Below are 20,238 nucleotides of genomic sequence, written 5' to 3'. Positions count from 1 at the left end.
CGGCGAAGACACGCTCACTTCAGTGAACCCGACGCCCTCGACATGCAGCGTACGCGCCGCTCTTCCACCCGCTGGGCAAACCAGGCGGTGGTCAGCTTGCGGGTGATTTTCGGGCTTTCCAGCACGATGCCCGGCAGGATTGCCCTCGGCAGCGGTTTACCGGCGGCCTTGTCGGCCATGGCGAAGATCTTCGCGTACAGCTCGGTGTCTTCGAAGGCCAGCGTTTCGCCCTTCTCCAGCTGGCTGCGGATGGTCGTATTACGCATGTCCAGCTGAGGGTAAAGGCTGCGCACGGCCAGTTCGGTCTGCCCCAGCGCCGGGCCGAAACCGTAGCTGATCAGGTCGCCGTCCAGCGCCAGACGCTTGCCGGACACCCGCGCCAGTGCGCTCTGAAATGCTGCATTGCGGCTGGCGTACCAGCCAGCGTTGAAGTCGGCGAAGCGGTATAGCGGTCTGTCGTAGCTCACAGGATAACCGAGCAGATGTGCGATGCCGAAGTACATGCCGCCACGGCGGCCGAATACCTCATGGCGAATCGAACCCTCGACCGGATAGGGATAATCCCGGGCCTGCCGCTCGGCGAACTCAATACTGACCTGCATGGGCCCGGCGGTGTGCACTGGATTAAAGTTGCCGAACAACGTGCGGCCCAGGGGGACCATGCCGATGAAGTCATCGAAAATCGCGCTCAGGTCTTTTTCAGTCCGCGCGGCGCTGAGGCGTTCGCTGTAGGTCTTGCCGGTCGAAGAGCGGATGTCCAGCGCGCTGCGCACCAGCAGATTGGGGATGTGCGCCTTGCTGGCTCGACGGTCGATTTCGTCCTGGGCGATCTTGCCCATGCCGGGAACGGCCGGGTCGACCTGAAAGTTTGATTCCTGCTCGGTCACCGCCAGCACGGAACAGAGGTTTTCCAGGCTGGGGTCGATTTTCTGCACTTCGAACGCGCGTTGAATGTCCTGGGCCCAACCCTGGCGGTCGGCGACATTGGCAGGCAACAACCGCACAATCTCACTGCGGACCACTGAGGGCTCCGGCGCGGGTTCCTGGCTGCGTTGCGAGCTGCAACCCGCGAGCAGCGTCAGCAGGATGAGGCTGGCCAGGGTGTGCAGGTGGCGACTGATTCCATTCACGGGCATGACTTCTCGCTGGTTACTCAAACGGGGTGGCGCCTTATGGACATCAGCAAGCGCCGCTGATTCAAACAGGGCCGGCTACGGTCTTCATAGTGGGATTGGCTTTAGCCGGCAAAGCGTCGGACGTCACGCTGCAAAATCGATGTTGTACGCACTGGCCCCTTCCCGGCTGAAGCCGGTCCTACAAAACGCATCGCGTTGAACCTGTGTAGCGGGAGTGGCCCTACGCTCGGGCAGGCATTACTCTGACCCACCCTACCCATTCAACAAGGAAGCCCGAATGTCCACCACAGCGCTCATCGTAGTCGATATCCAGAACGACTACTTTCCCGGCGGCAAATGGCCCCTCGCAGGCGCCGATGCCGCCGCCGACAACGCCGCCAAGGTGATTCAGGCAGCTCGGGACGCCGGGGATCTGGTCGTGTTCATCCGCCATGAATCAGGCGCTGATGCCCCCTTCTTCACCCCCGGTTCCAATGGCGCCAAATTGCACCCCAAGGTCCTGAACCTGGAAAGCGAACCGGTGGTGCTCAAGCACTTCCCCAACTCGTTTCGTGAAACCGGGCTGCAGGCGCTGCTCGAAGACAAGGGCATCAAACACTTGGTGATCATCGGTTCCATGAGCCACATGTGCATCGACGCCACCACCCGCGCTGCGGCGGACATGGGCTACACCGTCAAAGTCATCCACGACGCCTGCGCCAGCCGCGACCTGGAATTCGAAGGCACCGTGGTGCCTGCCGCTCAGGTCCACGCCGCCTTCATGTCAGCCCTGGGCTTTGCCTATGCCGAGGTGCTGAGTACCGACACGTATCTGGTTTGAACAAGGAGAAAACAATGAGCGAGAAAAAATCGACATTCTGGTCTGGGGTCAGATGCATGCGTCGCTGATGCAAAATCTCGAACGCGATTACAGCGTGCACAAACTCGCCGACATCAACGACATCGAGGCCTGGGCCGACCAGCACGGGACCCAGGTGCGCGGCGTCGTCACCAGCGGTGTCTTCGGCACCGACAATGCCATTCTTGACCGCCTGCCGAATCTGGAAGTGGTCAACAGCTTCGGCGTCGGCTACGACGCGGTCGACACCCAATACTTGTCGCGCAGGGGCATCAAGCTGAGCAACACCCCTGACGTGCTCAATAACGCCGTCGCGGAAACCGCCATGGCGCTGATGCTGTGCGTCTCCCGACGCATCAGCGAAGCCGAACGCTTCGTGCGTGCGGGCCAGTGGCCCAACGGCAAATTCCCCCTCGGCAACGACCTGTGCGGCAAGACCTGCGGCATCGTCGGCCTGGGCAAGATCGGCAAGACCATCGCCAAACGCGCCGCCGCGTTCGAGATGAACATCGCCTACTTCCGCCGTGGCCGCCCCTACGACGATGTGTCCTACCGGCATTACGGTGACCTTCGGGAACTGGCGCAGGACTCGGACTACCTGATCGTCATCGTCCCCGGTGGGCCGGACACCCAGCACCTGATCGACGCCGACGTGCTTCGGGCCCTCGGACCCAAGTCATTTTTGATCAACGTTGCGCGCGGCACCGTTGTCGATGAAAAGGCACTGGTGGCCTCGTTGCTGGCCTCGGAAATCGCCGGTGCGGGTCTTGATGTGTTCGATGACGAGCCCAATGTGCCCGCCGAACTGTTGAAGCTGGACAACGTGGTACTCACGCCGCACATCGGCTCGGGGACCTACGAAACGCGCCAGGCCATGGCCGACCTCGTCTTCGCCAACGTCAAGGGCTACTTCGAAAAGGGTACGCTGGTCACGCCGGTCGAGTTGTAACCGGCGCTTCACGTGCAGGTCTGACGATGAAGCCGTCGGCCTGCTCGCAATGACGTTCAAACGCCTGCCGGCCGGAGCATGGACTGAAGGGGCCGTACCGTAAGTCAGTGCTCGAACACTGATGCCAACTTTTCAGGATAATGCCGGTCGAACTGCCCCTACCCGGATTCCAGACATCTGCACATGCATTCCGATCAAGCAACCTGATCGAGAAAAGAAGGAGAACCCTGTTTGAATATTGCCGGCGTCATTTTTGACTGCGACGGAACCCTGGTTGACAGCGAACGGCTGGCCGCCGGGTTGCTGCGAGAGATCCTTCACCAGCATCAGGTGTTGCTGAGCGTCGAGGAGGTGCTGCAACGCTTTCGAGGCGTGCAGTTTGCGCTATGCCTGGAAGGCCTCTGCCGCGATTATCCATGGCTGCCGAGCGACGAGATCGAAACCGAATTCCGAGCGCGCACCCTGCCGCTGCTGCGGGAGCGACTGGAAGAAATGCCCGGCGCGGTCGACTTCGTGCGCAATCTGGCGCTGCCCAAGTGCGTAGCGTCCAACGGCCCGCGCAGCAAGATCGAAACGTGCCTGAGCACAGTCGGCCTGCTGGACGTGTTCCACGGCTTGATCGTCAGCGCTTATGAAGTGCAGTCGTGGAAACCGTCCCCGGTGCTGATCGAACACGCCGCAGAATTGCTGGGCCTGCCGCCCACTCAGTGTCTGCTGGTGGAGGACAGCGTTCCGGGCGTTGAAGCCGGGCTCGGTGCCGGTGCGCAAGTGGCGGGCTACGGCGACACCGATTTCTCGGCCTTTGTGGGCAATGCCAACTTCCATCGCGTCAAGGATTTCGGCGAATTGAAGGAATTGGTACAGCGCATCAGTTGATCGACCGGCCATCCATCCGATCGGCCCTTGTTCATCACCGACCAACTCGATACTGTACATAAAAACAGTATCGAGAAAATCCATGCAGCTGATCGACAAGCTGAGCATCCTCGCCGACGCCGCCAAGTACGACGCCTCCTGCGCCAGCAGCGCCGCCCCCAAACGCAGTTCCGAGGGCAAATCCGGCCTTGGTTCAAGCACCGGCATGGGCATCTGCCACAGCTACACCCCCGATGGGCGCTGCGTCTCGCTGCTGAAAATTCTGCTGACCAACTTCTGTCTCTACGACTGCCAGTACTGCGTGAATCGTCGGTCCAGCGACGTGCCCCGCGCACGTTTCAGTCCGGAGGAAGTGGTGACGTTGACCATGGATTTCTACCGTCGCAACTGCGTCAGCGGCCTGTTTCTCAGCTCCGGGATCATCCGCTCGGCGGACTACACCATGGAACAGCTGATTCGCGTGGCCAAACTGCTCCGTGAAGACCACGAATTCCGTGGCTACATCCACCTCAAGACCATTCCCGAAGCGGACCCCGCGCTGATCGAAGAGGCCGGCCGTTACGCCGATCGCCTGAGCGTCAATATCGAATTGCCGACCCAGCTGGGCCTGCAGACCCTGGCGCCGGAAAAAGAAATGGGTTCGATCAAGCAGGCCATGCAGACCATCTACACCGGTCAGCAAACCGTGCTGAATGAACCGCGTGCGCCAAAATTCACCCCGGCCGGGCAAAGCACGCAGATGATTGTCGGTGCTGACGAAACCGATGACAGCACCATCCTGCACACCGCCGAATCGTTGTACGGCGATTTCCGCCTCAAGCGCGTCTACTACTCCGCGTTCAGTCCGATTCCCAACAGCCCGAAAAGCGTGCCCCATGCCGCGCCGCCGCTGATGCGCGAGCACCGCTTGTACCAGGCAGACTTTCTGCTGCGCAGTTACGGCTACAGTGCCAACGAATTGCTGCAAGGCCCGGGGCATCTGGCCCTGGACATCGACCCCAAGCTGGCCTGGGCGCTGGAGCATCGCGACATCTTCCCGCTGGACCTCAACCGCGCGGAGCCGGCCATGATCGCGCGGATCCCCGGCATCGGCATTCGCACCACCAAGCGCCTGGTCGAACTGCGCCGCCAGCGCCGCATTCGTTACGAAGACCTGACCCGTCTGCGCTGCGTACTGGCCAAGGCCAAGCCGTTCATCATTACCAGCGACTACCATCCTCGCCAGGCTGACAGCTCGAGCATCGATCTGCGCGAGCAACTGCGCGACAAACCCCAGCCGCAGCAAATGGCGCTGTGGGGATGATCATTCTCGATTGCGCCGACGCCTTCGATACCTGGCGGCAGCAGGCGCGCTGGCTGCTGAGCCATCAGATCAACCCGGATCAGGTGAGCTGGAGCGTGCAACAGGACGCTGACCTGTTTGCCAGCGACACCGATTACCCGGACGAGCCCGGTCCGTTCCGCGCGCGCATACCCCTCGAATTGCTGGAACTGCTGCAGAACGCCGCGCAATTCTGCGGCGACCAACGCTGGACGCTCTTGTATGAGGTGCTGTGGCGCGTCAGCCATGGTGATCGCACGGCCATGCTGGCCGGCGACAAACTGGGCAGCGAACTGCACCGGCGCCTGAAACAGGTCAGCCGTGAAGCCCATCATCTGCATGCATTCTTGCGCTTCGTAGCGCTGCCGGTGATCGAAAATGCCGAAGACGTCGCGGCCAAGGCGGCGTTGCTGGAGATGACCTGCCTGCCGGAATTCGTCGCGTGGCACGAGCCCGCCCATGACATTCTGCGCACCGCCAGTGAGCATTTCATCGGGCGCATGGGTCGTCATCGCTGGATGATCGCGACGCCCAAGGACGGCGTGTTCTATGACGGCAAACAGCTGATTCATCAGCCGGTGTGCCCGGAGGCGTGGCAGTCGCTGGCGCGCAATGCCGACGATCCTCATGGCAATCTCTGGTTGACCTACTACAGCCACATCTTCAATCCGGCGCGGCTCAATCCGAAAGTCATGCAGGGTCATCTGCCGGCACGGTTCTGGAAGAATCTGCCAGAGGGGCCGTTGATTCCGGCATTGATCAGCGAGGCCCGTACCGGTGGCCAGCGTGATGGTCAGGCGCGGGAGATTGCCGAGCGGCGCGGCAAAGTGATTCGTGGCAAACCGACGGTGCCCTCACCCGCAGCGGACACAAATCAGGCTCAGTAAGAGCACCAGAAGTTTCTATGCACCGCTACTGATCGAGGCTGCCGACTGAATCAAATTCATGGTGGGCGGCGGTCTGCATGCCGGCAGTGCTGATGGGCGTGCCGAGTGCAGTACCGAAAAAGCGCACGGCCTCGCTGCTCAGGTCGCGGTGAATGCTTTCACGGTTGACGCCAATGGCGTCGGTGCACAAGCCAGGCTGGGTGGCGCGTTGCTCGTCATCGCAGGGCGCCATGAACACGAAATGCCCCGCCCCGGCGAACAGTTTGAAATCCGAGACATCGGGCAGCTTGCGCGCCAGCGCTTCGGCGTTCTTGTCGATGGCGAGCAGTTCATCGCCGTCACCGCTGTAAAGCAGTACCGGCACGTGCACATCCGCCAGCGTCTGCCGACCGAACATCAAACCCAGCGGTGCCATCAGCATCAACGCGCCTACGCGGGGATCGGCTTGGGCGTGCAGGTCTTCACGGTCTGCCACCAGTTCGCCCTGGGTTTTACAGGCGTCATGGTCCTGGGGCCGCTCGGTGCAGTAATGGCGCAAGCGCTGGAGATCAGGCTGGGCACCCGCCAGAATCAACGCCGTTTCGCCACCCGCCGAATAACCGATCACCCCGACCCGGCGCGCGCTGATGTACGGCGAGAGCATCGGGTCGATCAATGCGGCACTGATGGCTTCGGAGATTTGCAGGGGGCGACCGTAGAGATTGCTCAGGCTGCCCAGACGGCTGTGGTCCATGTAGTTGTCGCCTGGGTGGAACACCGCCACCACGACAAAACCCTTGCGCGCCAATGACGTCGCCAGGTCGTGCTGCGCGAGCGGTGTGCCGGTGTTGCCGTGGGACAGCATCAGCAGGGGGAAGCGGCCCATGGCAATGGTGGCGTCTTCCGACGCTTCAATGGGATACCCCTGAACGCGGGTGATGCGTTCATCGTCGGTGGAGGGGTAAAAGGCGTACGCGTGCATCGGCCGGGAATCCAGGGGATCGAGAAACGTCAGCTCGTGAAAGCCCACGCTCCAGCTCTCCAACTCGCTGGCTTGCACCGAAATCAGGCTGCCCAGCAGGCTGATCATCATCACTGCACAAAGACGCATCATTGCAATGCCCCTCACCTTATCAATCCATCCCTGCCGATTCAGACGCTCAAGGCCCGAGGGCCCGTAAAAACGGCGTCTGTCGCTATCTGACCCTTGGGGTTCGATAACATTCCGAAACGTTTGAGGATCAATGGTGCACAAGGCGGGCCAAGCTCGACTGATTAAAGAGAATGGCCACCGCTTGACGCAGAACGGACCGAAGAGGCCGGCATTCTACGGTGCTGCAATGAGATTACGCGCAAAGATGTCATAAAGGCTGTCGCTGGGCTGAATGCCAGGACGCAAAAGCCGAGGGGACTGATTTATTTACAGCGCTTCACCGTAAATTAATCTGTCCCCTCGGCTGCTGAGGGCTTATCTCACCGGGGACCGTCGAATGTATCCCCGCGAGTGCCCGGGCTTAGGCGAACAGCGTTTCGCTGATGTTTTTCTGCGCAGCGGCCATGGCGGCGGCACGCGGCTCGTCACCATAAGCGAGGCCTTCGGCCACGACGAACTGCAGGTCGGTGACGCCGATGAAACCGAATACGACCTTGAGCAAATCATCATGGCCCGCGCCACTCGGCAGGCCCTGATGCAGACCGCCCGTCGTCGAAACGATGATCACTTTCTTTCCCTTGCACAGACCTTCCGGGCCCGCTTCGGTGTAACGGAAGGTGCGGCCGGCTACACAGATCCGGTCGATCCATGCCTTCAACTGGCTCGGGATGCTGAAGTTGTACATCGGCGCACCGATGACCACCACGTCAGCCGACAGGAACTCTTCAAGCGTGGCTTCGTTCGTCTCCACTTCCAGCTTCTGTGACGCATCACGACCTTCCACCGGCGTACCGGCAGCGGCCAGTGTCGCACCGGAGAAATGACTGAGCGGCTCACTCGCCAGATCGCGGTAAACCACCTGAGTATCCGGGGTGATGGCGATAAAAGACTGAACAACACTGCGGCTCAACTGACGCGAAGCGGAGTGATCGCCGAGGATGCTGGAATCGATGTGCAAGAGTTTCATAAGGTGCTCCCCAAGGTGAGAATCGCCGCCTGGCGATCAAGTGGCGTCATCCTACCGTGCGAACTAATGCATGATTAGAGGGGCAAATGCGATAGATCGTCCCACATGCAGGACAATCAACAGATGGAGCGCCGATGTTGCCTTGAAGGAGCCGCGCAAACCCAGACATCGATGGTGTTCACACCTGCCCCTTCCCGGCTAAAGCCGGTCCCACTAAAAGCAGCGCATTCAGCCAGCAGATTTACGAGCAACCGTCGGTAGGACCGGCTTCAGCCGGGAAGCTGTTGATCTGCTCTTGATCTTGATCTTCATACGCAAAAAGCCCAGTCACCGCCAATCGCGACTTGGGTGCAGGCCGAACGCAGACGACGCGCAGTGGGCCGAGCCGCATGGATGCGGCGAGAGCGCCGTCAGGACAGGGATGTCCGTTCGGCGCGGGCCCACGGAGCGTCGTCGGAGTGAGGGAACCCTGAGGAACGAAGGGCCAAACCAGGAGCAAGCACCCTTGGTTACTTGGGGTGCTTTTCCAAGTAACTCGCCGAAGGCGAAACAGTCTGCCCCCAGGCAGACGCTCTTGATCTTGATCTTGATAAAAGCCTAAAGGTGCCCCGCCAACTCACATGCCTCCCGATCCGCCTTCGCATTCACCCCAAAATCCTCCGCCAGCAAATCCACCAACCCCCGCACCGACGGCAACAACCCCCGCCGCGACGGAAACACCGCATGAATCAACCCGCTCGGCGGCCGGAACCCCGGCAAAACCTCAACCAGCCGCCCCTCATGCAACGAATGCCGAATCATGATCTCCGGCATCTGCACCACCCCCACCCCTCAACCGCCGCCCGGTGCAACGCATCCAGATCAGACGTCACAAAGCGCGGCTGATGGGCAACCTCCACCCGCTTATCGTCCGGCCCGATCAACGCCCAGCGGTGATCCCGGTTTGCCGGGGCCAGATCCATACTCGGCAGCCCCAGCAAATCCTGCGGCGTACGCAGCGACAAACCCTCCACCAACGACGGTCGCGCCACCAGCTTCTGGACGCTCTCGCCCAACACCTTCATCACCAGACTCTCATCGTCCAGCGGCGGAAACCGCACCCTCAGCGCGATGTCATAGCCCTCCCCCAACACATCTACCCGACGGTTGGTGCTCTCCACCTGAACCTGCACTTTCGGGTGAAGTACCAGAAACCTGGCGATCGTGTCGCTCACCCCCATGGCCCCGAGTGCCGGCGGGCAACTGATGCGCACGATGCCCTGGGGTTCGGACCGCGATTGCTCGACCACCTTCTCGGCGGCATCGGCCTCCACCAGCATCGCCACACAGTGCCGGTAATAATCCAGACCCACCTCGGTCACCGTGAACTTGCGCGTGGTGCGCTGGATCAGCCGCACACCCAGCCGATCCTCCAGCTGCGCGATGCGCCGACTGAGCTTGGTCTTCGGCACCTCGATCTTGCGCGCGGCGGCGGCGAACCCCTTGTTCTCGACCACCTGCACGAAGTAGTACAAATCGTTGAAGTCGTACACGGTATGCCGCTCGCCTGGCCAAAAAGGGCTGAGATTGTCGCAGGTTGCAAATGGGCTGTCCTGCACGCCCTGGGCAAACGATCCGGCCAGAAAAAACCATCACGGCACGCCCCTTGACCTTGCCAGAAGGGCAAGGTTGATCCTTACTGGCATTCGACTCACCGGAGTGTCCACGATGCCCAGTCCCGCCACATTCGATCTGCCCATTACCGGCATGACCTGCGCCAGCTGCGCAGGCCGGGTCGAGCGTGCCTTGCGCAAAGTGCCGGGCGTTCAAGTCGCCACGGTCAACCTCGCCAACGAACGCGCCCACGTCGAGGTCAGCGGGCAGATCGATCCCGCCGTGCTGTTAGCCGCCGTCGACAAGGCGGGCTACGGCGCCAGCCTCGAACAGAATTCAGCCGTCCAGCAGGCCGACCAGCGCCAACGTCACGACACCGAGCGCTGGCAGTTGGTCGTGGCCATCGTTCTCGCGCTGCCATTGGTGCTGCCGATGATCCTGCAACCGTTCGGCGTCCACGGGATGCTCCCGGCATGGCTGCAGTTCGCCCTGGCAACGCCGGTGCAATTTCTTCTCGGCGCGCGCTTTTACATAGCCGCGTGGAAAGCCGTGCGCGCCGGCGCCGGCAACATGGATTTGCTCGTCGCGCTGGGCACCAGCGCCGGTTATGGGTTGAGCGTTTACCAGTGGCTAAGCGCTGCGCCCGGTACGATGCCGCACCTGTACTTCGAGGCGTCGGCGGCGGTCATCGCCCTGGTCCTGCTCGGCAAATACCTGGAGAGCAGCGCCAAGCGCCAGACCGCCAGCGCGATTCGGGCGCTGGAAGCCTTGCGCCCCGACCGCGCGATCCGGCTGGTGAACGGGCAGGAAGCGAACGTCGCCATCAGCGAATTGAGCGTCGGCGATACGGTGGTGGTAAAACCCGGCGAGCGCTTTCCGGTGGATGGCGAGGTGACCGAAGGCCAGAGCCACGCCGATGAAGCCCTTATCAGCGGCGAGAGCCTGCCGGTGCCGAAACAGCCCGGCGACAGGGTCACCGGTGGCGCGATCAATGGCGAAGGTCGGCTGCTGATCAGCACCCGGGCGCTGGGCGCGGAAACCGTGCTGGCCCGCATCATCCGTCTGGTGGAAGCCGCGCAGTCTGCCAAGGCGCCGATTCAGAAGCTGGTCGACAAAGTCAGTCAGGTGTTCGTACCGGTGGTCTTGTTGACAGCGATCGCCACACTGGCCGGCTGGCTGATGGCCGGTGCCTCGCTGGAGAGCGCATTGATCAACGCCGTCACCGTACTGGTCATCGCCTGCCCCTGCGCGCTGGGGCTAGCCACGCCCACCGCGATCATGGCCGGCACCGGCGTGGCCGCACGCCACGGCATCCTCATCAAGGACGCCGAAGCCCTGGAACGCGCCCATGAAGTCACCACGGTGGTGTTCGACAAGACCGGCACGCTGACCTCCGGCACGCCGCGCATTGCCCACCTGGTCGCGCTCGACGGTGATGAAAACAACGTGCTTGAACTGGCCGGTGCGTTGCAGCGTGGCAGCGAACACCCATTGGCCAAAGCGGTGCTGGACGTGACCACAGAGCGCGGCCTGCAGCTGGAGACCGTCAGCAACAGCCGAGCGCTGGCCGGGCGCGGGATCGCTGGCACCCTGGGCGGCCGCGAACTGGCGCTGGGCAATCAGCGCCTGCTGCAGGAAAGCGGCTTGCTGGCAGAAAGCGGCTTGCTGCCGGAAAGCGGCTTGACCGGGGACGCCCTGCACGAGCGCGCTCAGGCCTGGGAGGCGGAAGGCCGCACGCTGTCCTGGCTCATCGAATTGAGCCCGCAGCGTCAGGTGCTGGGCCTGTTTGCCTTCGGCGACACGCTCAAGACCGGCGCCGTTGAGGCCATCGCGCAACTGAACGCCCGGCACATCAGCAGCCACTTGCTGACGGGTGACAATCGCGGCAGCGCCAGGGTGGTCGCCGAGGCGCTGGGCATCCGCGACGTGCACGCCGAAGTGCTGCCTGCCGACAAAGCCGCGACCGTCGTGTCCCTGAAGAAAACCGGCGTGGTGGCGATGGTCGGTGACGGCATCAACGACGCCCCCGCCCTGGCCGCTGCCGACATTGGCATCGCCATGGGCGGCGGCACGGACGTCGCCATGCATGCCGCCGGCATCACCCTGATGCGCGGCGACCCACGGTTGATCCCCGCCGCCCTCGACATCAGCCGCAAGACCTACGCGAAGATCCGCCAGAATCTGTTCTGGGCCTTCGTCTATAACCTGATCGGCATTCCGCTGGCCGCGTTCGGCCTGCTCAATCCGGTGCTGGCCGGCGCGGCCATGGCCTTGTCGAGTGTCAGCGTCGTGAGCAACGCTCTGCTGTTGAAAACCTGGACACCCAAAGACGACCCCAAAGACAAGCCCAACCACACGGGAGACGCGTCATGAACATCGGACAAGCCGCCAAACGCAGTGGCCTCAGCGCCAAGATGATTCGTTATTACGAATCCATCGGCCTGCTGCCTGCCGCTGCCCGCACCGACAGCGGTTACCGCCTGTACGGCCCGGACGAGTTGCACACGCTGGCGTTCATCAAACGCTCGCGGGATCTGGGGTTTTCCCTGGAAGCGGTCGGCAAGCTGCTGACCCTGTGGCAGGACCGCGGCCGCGCCAGCGCCGACGTCAAGGCGCTGGCCCACCAGCACATAGCCGAACTCAATCAGAAAATCGAGGAATTGGCCGGGCTGCGCGACACGCTGCAGAACCTGGTCAGCCACTGCCAGGGCGACCGCCGCCCGGACTGCCCGATTCTGGCGGACCTGGCGTCCAATGGCGCTCGCACCCATCAGCCCGTGTAACGCCTGAAGGCCCGCGCGCCGCCGGATCATTTCGCCCCGTGCAATGCTGGATTGCGGGATTGGGTCATTCCGCTGCCTTTCAGATCGCGGGATGATCGGCGTGCGGCGATAGATCAGCTCTGAAGTCCTCACCCCACCGCCGAAGCGCCATTCAACGCTGCGTTCACCTATGTCTACCCACGGGAGAATCTGTGATGACCCGGAACATGCGTTTTGCCTCGGTGACCGCCAGCGCGCTCTCCGCACTGATCGGTCTCACATGGCTCGGGCTTTCGGAGTTCGGGCTGTCATCCGATGCGAGGGCTGAATCACCCCAAGCCGCGCCACCCGACGCCTCGCCGGTGTTTGGCGTAACGCTGCCACCGGGATACCGCGACTGGCCGTTCGTGAGCATCGCCCATGAAGCCGGGGACAAACAGGACATCCGGGTCATCCTCGGCAACGACATCGCCATGCAAGCCTTCAGAGACGGCACCCGGCCATTTCCGGACGGCGCGATCATTGCCCGCCTTGCCTACAACTACGAGGTGTCGGCACAGAACAACGCGGTCTTCGGTCGTGAGCAATCGTTCGTCGCGGGGGACCCGACCAACGTGCAGATTGAAATCAAGGATTCGAAACGCTTTGCCAGCACCGGCGGCTGGGGTTATGGGCAATTCGAAGAGGGCAAAGCCAACCCCAGCGAGAAACTCGCCAACACCTGCTTCGCCTGTCACAACAAACTGCCGGCCGCGGCCGACCTTATCTTCACCCGTTATTCCCGCTGATGCCTGGGCGGGAAAGGAGCAGCTTCGACTGCGATACACTCGCCAATCCGTGCGTGAATGCACCCTTTGAAACCGGACACAGCCGATGGAAATTGAAGACGTCGCCGCGTTCTGCCTGAATCTTCCGGGCGCGCGAGAGGATTACAAATGGGGCGGCATCAGGGTGTTCTCCGTCGCAGACACCAAAATGTTCGCCGTGATGGGCCTGGCGGGCAACGACCTGTCGTTCAAGGTCGGCGCCGAGCTGTTCCTCGGCTATGTTGACCGTCCGGGCGTGCGCCCTGCGCCGTACCTCGCCCGCGCCCACTGGATCACCCTCACCTATCCGTTCGCCATGGGCGAAGACGAGCTGAAGGAATTGCTGACCCGCTCCCACCAGTTAGTGGTTGGCAAACTGTCGAAGCGCCGGCAGGTGGCACTGAAGCTGTGACCGCGCCCGTCCAGAGTCGTAGGTGATTCGTTTAAAACAGGTGGCGCGAGATCAGGCGACCGCCGAACAGCAGACGGTCGATCCAGAATAATTCATGCAGCAGCAAAATCAGCCAGAACAGCAACTGGTAGGAAAACTTGCGGGTCTTGTGGCGGAACACCTGCTGGGCCAGCAGTGCGCCGGGCCAGCCACCGAGCAGTTCCATCCCGTGTAGCAGCTTTTCCGGCGTACGCTGGCCGCCGTGCCGAGCCTGCTGCTTGTCGTAGCCGTACAAGGCAAAGGCAACAACGCTCATCAACGCGTAGATCGCCGCCGGCAGCCAGCTGCCGCCGCGCGTCCAATACGTCACGACCCCGTAAACCGGCAAGCCGCACAGCAACAAGAGCGCCAGGAGCTTGAGTTTCAGAAAGCGCACCGCAACAGGCTTGCCAGCAGCCGGTCGACCCGGGTTTTGCGGTTCAAAGCGTTGAGTCATTGAAAGATCAGCCCTGCACGCTGGACCAGTCGACCCAGCCGAATTGCCAGGTCGCCAGAATCAGCAAACCGAAGGCGATGCGGTACCAGGCGAACACGTCGTAGCTGTGGGTGGCGATGAACTTAAGCAAGCCGCGCACGGCGATCATCGCGAAGATGAACGCGGCGATAAAGCCGATGGCGAACACTGGCAAATCGCCGGGCTGGAACAGGTCTCGGTATTTGTAACCGGAGTACACCGAAGCCGCGATCATGGTCGGCATCGCCAAAAAGAACGAAAACTCGGTGGCGGTCTTGCGCGACAGGCCGAACAGCAGCCCGCCGATGATGGTCGAGCCCGACCGCGAGGTGCCGGGGATCATCGCCAGGCATTGCGCGAAGCCGACCTTCAACGCATCCACCCACGTCATCTCATCCACGGTTTCGGCGTGAATCGCATGCTCGCGGCGCTCGGCCCAGAGCATGATGAAGCCGCCGACCACCAGTGCAACGGCCACGGTGATCGGGTTGAACAGGTATTCGTGGATCAGGTCGGAAAACAGCACCCCGAGGACCATGGCCGGCAGCACGCCGATGATCAGGTTGAAGGTGAATCGACGCGCCTCGGGCCGCGTCGGCAAACCGCTGACGACGTCGAGGATCTTGCGGCGAAACTCCCACATCACTGCGAGGATCGCCCCCAGTTGAATGATGATATTGAACGCCATCGCGCGCTCGCCGCCAAAGCCGATCAGATCAGCGACGATGATCTGATGGCCCGTGCTGGAGATCGGCAGAAATTCCGTCAGCCCTTCTACAACCCCAAGTATCAGCGCCTGTGCAGCGGTCCAAAGATCCATCATTCCCCCGGCTGGAACCTGCTCATGGCAAGGCTCTCTTGATTTGTATTACAAACTGTTGCGCGAACGATAAACGGTCGCGCGTAAAAAGCATGAACGCTGAAGCGGTCTGGCTCGGGCATGAGCGCGGCGATGCTAGCAGACCTTTCTGACGAACGCGCTAGCATGAATACTGGCGCGAAGCCTTTGACGTTCGCCCCTTGCCCGTTACATTTTCTCTATGAGCGCCACTGGATGCCCTGACGGTTTTCCGCTGCCTTTTCAGACGCTTCCGACGCATCATCGCCCCCCACCTCGGGCGATAAAGCGCCTACAATCGCCGACCCGTTTTTCCACCGTCTCTTCAGGAGTTGCCATGTCTGGGCTTGAGCTGTTCGCCGCTGCACTCGGTGTCATTGCCGTCTGGCTGACAGTCAAACAGAACCCGTGGTGCTGGCCGATCGGCCTGGTCATGGTGCTGCTCTACACCTGGATATTCTTTGACGTGAAGCTTTACTCCGACATGCTGCTGCAGGTGGTCTACGCCGGGCTGCAGCTATACGGTTGGTGGCAGTGGACCCGACGGGGCGCGGCAGACACCGGCCGCCTCGTCACCTCGCTGGGCAGCGGCAGTCTGTTGCTCAGTCTGGCCGCCGGCGCGGTAGTCAGCCTCGTGCTTGGCGCGGCCATGGCCCACTTCACCGACGCTGCGCAACCCTGGCTTGACGCCACACTGACTGGCTACAGCCTGGTGGCGCAGGTCTGGATGGCGCAAAAGCGCGTGCAGTGCTGGCCGCTGTGGATCCTCCTCGACGTCATCTTTGTTGGTCTGTTTCTCTACAAGGCGCTGTACCTCACCGCCGGCCTCTATGCCCTGTTCACCCTGCTCGCCGTGCAAGGCTGGCGTGACTGGCGCGCCGACCCTGCGCTGGCGCGTTGACCGGGATGAAAGTGCTGGTACTGACAGGGCCCGAATCCAGCGGCAAGAGCTGGCTGGCGGAAGAGATCCAACGACAGTTCGGTGGCGTGCTGGTGGGCGAATACGTCCGCCAATACATCGATGAGGTGCAGCGGGACACCGTTTACGCCGACATCGATGTCATCGCTCACGAGCAACTGGCACGGGAAGACGCCGCCCGCGCAGTCAAGCCGGCACTGCTGATCCTCGACACCCATTTGCTCAGCAACATCCTCTGGAGTCGTACGCTGTTCAACGACTGCCCGGCCTGGCTCGAAGCCGCCCTCGTCGAGCGCCAGTACGATCTGCACCTGTTGCTATCGCCCGACGGCGTCGAATGGGTCGGAGACGGTCAGCGCTGCCAGCCGGATCTGGGCGAACGCCAGGCATTCTTCGAGGCCAGCCGGCAATGGCTGGTGGCCCACGGGCAGCCTTTCGCTGTGATTGAAGGAAGCTGGAGCGACCGCAACGAACATGTGCTGCAGCGGGTCGCCCGGTTGATCAACGGCTGAATGCAAAACAGCCGGCAGGTGGGCGTCGGGGCATAAATCGCCCGACGCCAGATCAACGAATCTGATGTTTGTGCAGCAAGCGATAGAACGTGGGCCGCGAAATGCCCAGCACTTTCGCCGCTACGCTGAGGTTGTCGCTGTGACGGGTCAACACATCACACAGCGCTTGCCGTTCCGCCCGGGACTTGTACTCATCCAGGGTGGCCATGCTGGAGCTGATTTCCTCTTCACCCAGTAAGCCGAGGTCAAACGCTTCGATCTGCCGCCCCTCTGCGAGCACCAGCCCGCGACGCACCCGGTTTTCGAGCTCCCGCACGTTGCCGGGCCAGTCGTGCTTGCCCATGGCGACCAGCGCGTCCTGACTGAAATTGCGCGCCCGCCGGCCGGTCTCCCGGCTGTAGAACTGAGCGAAGTGATTGGCCAGCAACGCCAGATCGCCGTGCCGCTCACGCAAAGGTGCGGTGCTCACTTGCAACACATTGAGCCGGTAATACAGGTCTTCACGAAAACGCTTCATGCGAATCGCCGCTTCCAGGTCGACGTGGGTCGCCGCCAGGACCCGTACATCGACCGGGATGCGATCGCCGGCCACCTGGATGTGCCGATCCTGCAAAAACCGCAGCAGGTTGGCCTGCACGTCCAGGGGCAGATCGCCAATTCCGTCGAGAAACAAAGTGCCGCCGTTGGCTTCTTCGATGCGCCCCGGCTTGCGCTGGCGTGATGCGTCGACTGTCTCCCCTGCGTCGCCGAAGAGCTCTTCCTGCAGCAAACCGTTCGAAGCCGCCCCGCAATTGACCGAAATAAAGGGCTGTTCGCGGCGTTGGGACTGTCCATGCAACGTGCGCGCGATCAATTCCTTGCCTGTCCCGCCTTCGCCTCGGATCAGCACTGGCGATTCAGTGGGCGCCAGCTTGCCCAGCAAACGCCGCAACTCGCGCATAGGCCGGCTTTCCCCCAGAAGTTGCTGCCCCGGGTTCTCGCCAACAGGGAGACCATTGGAATGGCTGGCGTCTTTGGCTCGCAGTCGCGCCATCCCGTAGGCGCGACCCAACGTGACCTGCACCCGCGCGACATCGAAGGGCAAGGTATGGAAATCGAAGAACCATTCGCAGACGAAATCACCGATGTGCTCGCGGCGCAGGTCCTCGCTGGTCAGCACGGCGATCCATTCGGTGTTGCTTCGGGAAATAAGGGATTTGACCACTTCGGGGTGGGCGAAATGCTCGGGCAGCAGGCGGATAAGACCTACGTCGCAGGGACGCAACGCCGCCTCTTGCAGGGTGCAGCTGTCGACATCCCAACCCGCGATACGCAAGCCGGGGACCAGCTGCAAACATTCCTCGCACGGTTCGACGATCAGCAGGCGGCGGATGGAGGCCAGATCATGCATGTTAGATTCCTTGGCGCCGGGGTCGCGTAGTGATCCATGGAGAAAACGTTCTTATAAACAGTGGCTTGTGAAGGCCGATTGACACCATAGCAAGATTTTTGACACGCCCTTGGATCGATTATCTATAAGCCTAAGATCGAAACGTGCTTAGCAGCAGTGCGCGAAATCCAACGGCGCTGGGCATGAAAAACCCGGCGCCGGAACAGCTCACCCAGGCGCGGGAAGGAAGCGCGGCCTCACCTTCGTTCAAAATAAATCAGGAAATTTCAGAAATGGGTGTGACTCAGCCGTGGGGGACGGTCATCAGTACAGGTAGCGACACCAGTCACCACCGAGCGAAACGCCCGCCGCCGGTGCACCACGGATACGGGCACTTTGAGGACAGTCCATGAACGCCCCCTTGCGCTTCAACGATGCTTTGCTGATTGCCGGTCACGCCTTTGAACCCTTCCAGTGCGTGGCCTGGGCCCCACAGGATGGCAACGGCGAGCTGAGCCTGACGGTTGTCGACCGCACCAGCACCCGCATTGGCCGCAAGCAGATCCCCAGCAGCGCCTACTCTGATCCGAAGCAACTGGCGCAGTTTCTTGAACAGGCCCGCGCAGAGATCAGCGGTGAAGGCTACAGCCTTGAGCCGTGGACCATGCCGGCCTGAGACCTGCTGATCACACACCTGCCGGCGACGCGCGCTCAGCACTCGTCGATGTGGCGGTAGTCAGCGTCTAGTTGCGCGGCGATGTCCCGAGCGCGGCCCAGTCGGATGGGCCCGCGCTCGATGTCGATCAGCAGCACGGGGCCGCTGAACAACGGAAGCGGCTGCGCCGGTCGTGCGGATAGCACCGGCATGTCCTTGACCCGCCCGTCCGTGAGAATCAGCACCCGTTGCTGTTCCGCCGGGCAGCGCTTCTGCCGCTTGGCTGACCAGGCCGCGGCTTGGTTGATCGCATCAAACAGCGGCGTGCCGCCCCCAGCGCCTAATGCATCCAGCCAGGGCTGCAACGTAGCGCTGGCCTTCAGGCCCTGATGCTGCCAGCGGGCGCCCATGCCGCTGGCGGTGAGCAACGCCAGTCTGGCGCGCTGCCGATAGGCATCGTCGAACACCCCTGCCAATAACCCCTTCGCCTGACTCAATGCCTGATTGCGTCGGGTCGATGCCGACGCGTCGACGATCACCAGCCAGAGCTGTTCCGGCCGGCGACCGCGGGGTTGATGCACCAGATCGGCACGAACCCGAGGGCGGCCGCGCAGCAACGTCGGCAGCCAGGCAATGGCGCCGTCTGCACCTGAGCGTGCGGCGCCATTTTTACCGCCACCCGCTGCGCCGGGTCGAGAGCTGGCATTCGCCCCCTTCGACAGGCGGGGGCGAATGCCTAGGGCTTTTTGGCCAGTGGGGCACTTCTTTGCGATTGCCGGTTTGCACGCTGCGGGCGGGTAGCTCGCCCCAACTGCCCTCGCCTGATTCTGGCGCGTCACGCTGCGGCCGAGCACCTTCATCGGGTGTCGGCGGGGTTTCTTCTGATGATGCAGGGGTTGGGAGTGATGGGGTGGTTGCGGCTCGCGCCGGCGGTGGCGCAGGGCGAAATCTGCCACAGCGTCGATGTCCGCTTCAGTGATATGGGCTCCGCCACGCCAGGCCGCATGGGCACGGGCCGCGCGCAACCAGACCAGATCCGCCCGCAAACCGTCGACCCCGGCGGTAAAACAACGCTCGGTGATCAGGCCCAGACTGACGTCATCCAGATCGATGCTCGGCAATAGTTCACGGGCGGTTTCACAACGGGCCTTCAATGCCTGCTGTTGCGGGGCCCATTGCGCGCAGAACGCTTCAGGGTCTGCGTCGAAATCCAGCCGGCGGCGAATGATCTGCCCGCGCTGGTGCGGCACTGTCTGCCCGCTCAACGCCACGTTCAGGCCGAAACGGTCGAGCAATTGCGGCCGCAGCTCGCCCTCTTCGGGGTTCATGGTGCCGATCAGCACGAAGCGCGCCGCGTGGCGATGGGAGATGCCGTCGCGCTCCACCAGATTTACGCCGCTGGCGGCCACATCCAGCAGCAGATCGACCAGATGGTCCGGCAGCAGATTAACCTCATCGACGTACAGCACGCCGCCGTCCGCCTTCGCCAGAACCCCCGGCGAGAATGCCGCGCGGCCTTCACCCAGCGCCGCGTCGAGGTCCAGCGTGCCGACCAGGCGCTCTTCGGTTGCACCCAGCGGCAGCGTGACGAACTGACCGCTGGCCAGCAGATCCGCCAGCCCTCGAGCCAGGGTCGATTTGGCCATGCCGCGGGGCCCTTCGATCAGCACGCCGCCGATTTTCGGGTCGATGGCGGTCAGGCACAAGGCGAGCTTCAGGTCATCGGCACCGACGACGGCGGCCAAGGGAAAATGTGGGGTGTCGGTCATGTTC

General features: G+C 62.4%; 18 protein-coding genes and 3 pseudogenes. 12 read left to right on the top strand and 9 right to left on the bottom strand.

The features are described from left to right. Window positions 1–14 precede the first annotated feature (14 nt). A complete protein-coding gene (locus JN403_RS15555) occupies window positions 15–1,136 on the bottom strand; it encodes a DUF1615 domain-containing protein (protein WP_205483082.1) in 1,122 nt (373 codons plus the stop codon). A gap of 277 nt (window positions 1,137–1,413) precedes the next feature. Here JN403_RS15555 and JN403_RS15550 point away from each other — a divergent pair, with 277 nt between their 5' ends. The 5 genes from JN403_RS15550 (at window position 1,414) to JN403_RS15530 (ending at window position 6,007) form a co-directional block, all read left to right on the top strand. Then, window positions 1,414–1,956, top strand: coding sequence for a cysteine hydrolase family protein (locus JN403_RS15550; protein WP_205483081.1), 543 nt, complete (start codon window positions 1,414–1,416; stop codon window positions 1,954–1,956). A gap of 52 nt (window positions 1,957–2,008) precedes the next feature. Continuing rightward, on the top strand, window positions 2,009–2,923 hold the full coding sequence (locus JN403_RS15545) for a 2-hydroxyacid dehydrogenase (RefSeq protein ID WP_205483080.1): 915 nt from the start codon (window positions 2,009–2,011) through the stop codon (window positions 2,921–2,923). Between the two features lie 231 nt (window positions 2,924–3,154). Next, window positions 3,155–3,799, top strand: a complete 645-nt coding sequence (locus JN403_RS15540) for an HAD-IA family hydrolase (protein WP_122624703.1) — start codon at window positions 3,155–3,157, stop codon at window positions 3,797–3,799. Window positions 3,800–3,881: 82 nt separating this feature from the next. Beyond that, a complete protein-coding gene (locus JN403_RS15535; protein WP_122538546.1) occupies window positions 3,882–5,102 on the top strand; it encodes a putative DNA modification/repair radical SAM protein in 1,221 nt (406 codons plus the stop codon). Next, window positions 5,099–6,007: a TIGR03915 family putative DNA repair protein gene (locus JN403_RS15530; RefSeq protein ID WP_205483079.1), complete on the top strand. Its 909-nt coding sequence runs from the start codon at window positions 5,099–5,101 to the stop codon at window positions 6,005–6,007. The genes JN403_RS15535 and JN403_RS15530 overlap by 4 nt, the downstream gene beginning before the upstream one ends. Window positions 6,008–6,032: 25 nt before the next feature. On the opposite strand, the gene JN403_RS15525 is transcribed toward JN403_RS15530, so the two are convergent. The 3 genes and pseudogenes from JN403_RS15525 to JN403_RS15515 all read right to left on the bottom strand — a co-directional run bounded on the left by JN403_RS15525 (window position 6,033) and on the right by JN403_RS15515 (window position 9,638). Continuing rightward, complete coding sequence (locus tag JN403_RS15525; protein WP_205483078.1) at window positions 6,033–7,100, bottom strand: dienelactone hydrolase; 1,068 nt, start codon at window positions 7,098–7,100, stop codon at window positions 6,033–6,035. Window positions 7,101–7,500: 400 nt separating this feature from the next. Continuing rightward, window positions 7,501–8,106 carry an FMN-dependent NADH-azoreductase gene (locus JN403_RS15520; RefSeq protein WP_205483077.1) on the bottom strand — a complete coding sequence of 202 codons (606 nt, stop codon included), beginning with the start codon at window positions 8,104–8,106 and terminating at the stop codon, window positions 7,501–7,503. A 597-nt stretch (window positions 8,107–8,703) separates the two neighbouring features. Beyond that, window positions 8,704–9,638, bottom strand: a pseudogene (locus JN403_RS15515) (LysR substrate-binding domain-containing protein). Window positions 9,639–9,813: 175 nt separating this feature from the next. Between JN403_RS15515 and JN403_RS15510 the strand changes: the two are divergent. The 4 genes from JN403_RS15510 (at window position 9,814) to JN403_RS15495 (ending at window position 13,679) form a co-directional block, all read left to right on the top strand. Then, on the top strand, window positions 9,814–12,072 hold the full coding sequence (locus tag JN403_RS15510) for a heavy metal translocating P-type ATPase (protein ID WP_205483076.1): 2,259 nt from the start codon (window positions 9,814–9,816) through the stop codon (window positions 12,070–12,072). Further along, window positions 12,069–12,482 carry a Cu(I)-responsive transcriptional regulator gene (gene cueR, locus JN403_RS15505; RefSeq protein ID WP_205483074.1) on the top strand — a complete coding sequence of 138 codons (414 nt, stop codon included), beginning with the start codon at window positions 12,069–12,071 and terminating at the stop codon, window positions 12,480–12,482. Before JN403_RS15510 ends, cueR begins: the two co-directional genes overlap by 4 nt. Window positions 12,483–12,676: 194 nt before the next feature. After that, entirely contained in the window at window positions 12,677–13,249 is a 573-nt protein-coding gene (locus JN403_RS15500; protein WP_240356587.1) for a cytochrome P460 family protein, read from the top strand. Between the two features lie 85 nt (window positions 13,250–13,334). Continuing rightward, window positions 13,335–13,679 (top strand): MmcQ/YjbR family DNA-binding protein, encoded by a 345-nt coding sequence (locus tag JN403_RS15495; RefSeq protein ID WP_205483073.1) that lies wholly within the window; start codon window positions 13,335–13,337, stop codon window positions 13,677–13,679. A 31-nt stretch (window positions 13,680–13,710) separates the two neighbouring features. Here JN403_RS15495 and JN403_RS15490 read toward each other — a convergent pair whose 3' ends face one another. Both JN403_RS15490 and JN403_RS15485 read right to left on the bottom strand, forming a co-directional pair. Continuing rightward, window positions 13,711–14,154 carry a DUF1294 domain-containing protein gene (locus JN403_RS15490; protein ID WP_205483071.1) on the bottom strand — a complete coding sequence of 148 codons (444 nt, stop codon included), beginning with the start codon at window positions 14,152–14,154 and terminating at the stop codon, window positions 13,711–13,713. 7 nt (window positions 14,155–14,161) lie between these two features. Next, the gene (locus JN403_RS15485; RefSeq protein WP_205487389.1) at window positions 14,162–14,992 is read right to left on the bottom strand and encodes an undecaprenyl-diphosphate phosphatase; all 831 of its coding nucleotides are present in this window, start codon (window positions 14,990–14,992) and stop codon (window positions 14,162–14,164) included. A gap of 355 nt (window positions 14,993–15,347) precedes the next feature. Here JN403_RS15485 and pnuC point away from each other — a divergent pair, with 355 nt between their 5' ends. Beyond that, a complete protein-coding gene (pnuC, locus tag JN403_RS15480) occupies window positions 15,348–15,911 on the top strand; it encodes a nicotinamide riboside transporter PnuC (RefSeq protein ID WP_205483069.1) in 564 nt (187 codons plus the stop codon). 5 nt (window positions 15,912–15,916) lie between these two features. Beyond that, the gene (locus tag JN403_RS15475; protein ID WP_205483068.1) at window positions 15,917–16,441 is read left to right on the top strand and encodes an AAA family ATPase; all 525 of its coding nucleotides are present in this window, start codon (window positions 15,917–15,919) and stop codon (window positions 16,439–16,441) included. Window positions 16,442–16,493: 52 nt separating this feature from the next. Here JN403_RS15475 and JN403_RS15470 read toward each other — a convergent pair whose 3' ends face one another. Continuing rightward, window positions 16,494–17,831 carry a sigma-54 dependent transcriptional regulator gene (locus JN403_RS15470; protein ID WP_205483067.1) on the bottom strand — a complete coding sequence of 446 codons (1,338 nt, stop codon included), beginning with the start codon at window positions 17,829–17,831 and terminating at the stop codon, window positions 16,494–16,496. Window positions 17,832–18,219: 388 nt separating this feature from the next. Here JN403_RS15470 and JN403_RS15465 point away from each other — a divergent pair, with 388 nt between their 5' ends. Next, window positions 18,220–18,486 (top strand): hypothetical protein, encoded by a 267-nt coding sequence (locus JN403_RS15465; RefSeq protein ID WP_062381945.1) that lies wholly within the window; start codon window positions 18,220–18,222, stop codon window positions 18,484–18,486. Between the two features lie 35 nt (window positions 18,487–18,521). Here JN403_RS15465 and JN403_RS15460 read toward each other — a convergent pair. Continuing rightward, window positions 18,522–18,995: pseudogene (locus JN403_RS15460) on the bottom strand (VWA domain-containing protein); the annotation flags it as partial. A 208-nt stretch (window positions 18,996–19,203) separates the two neighbouring features. Next, a pseudogene (locus JN403_RS15455) lies at window positions 19,204–20,234 on the bottom strand (AAA family ATPase); the annotation flags it as partial. Window positions 20,235–20,238: the final 4 nt, after the last annotated feature.

The sequence above is a fragment of the Pseudomonas sp. 15A4 genome, from assembly GCF_016925575.1.
Lineage (GTDB): Bacteria > Pseudomonadota > Gammaproteobacteria > Pseudomonadales > Pseudomonadaceae > Aquipseudomonas.
The sequence above is the reverse complement of the archived record's forward strand: the minus strand, read 5'-3'. Positions and strand labels throughout refer to the sequence as shown.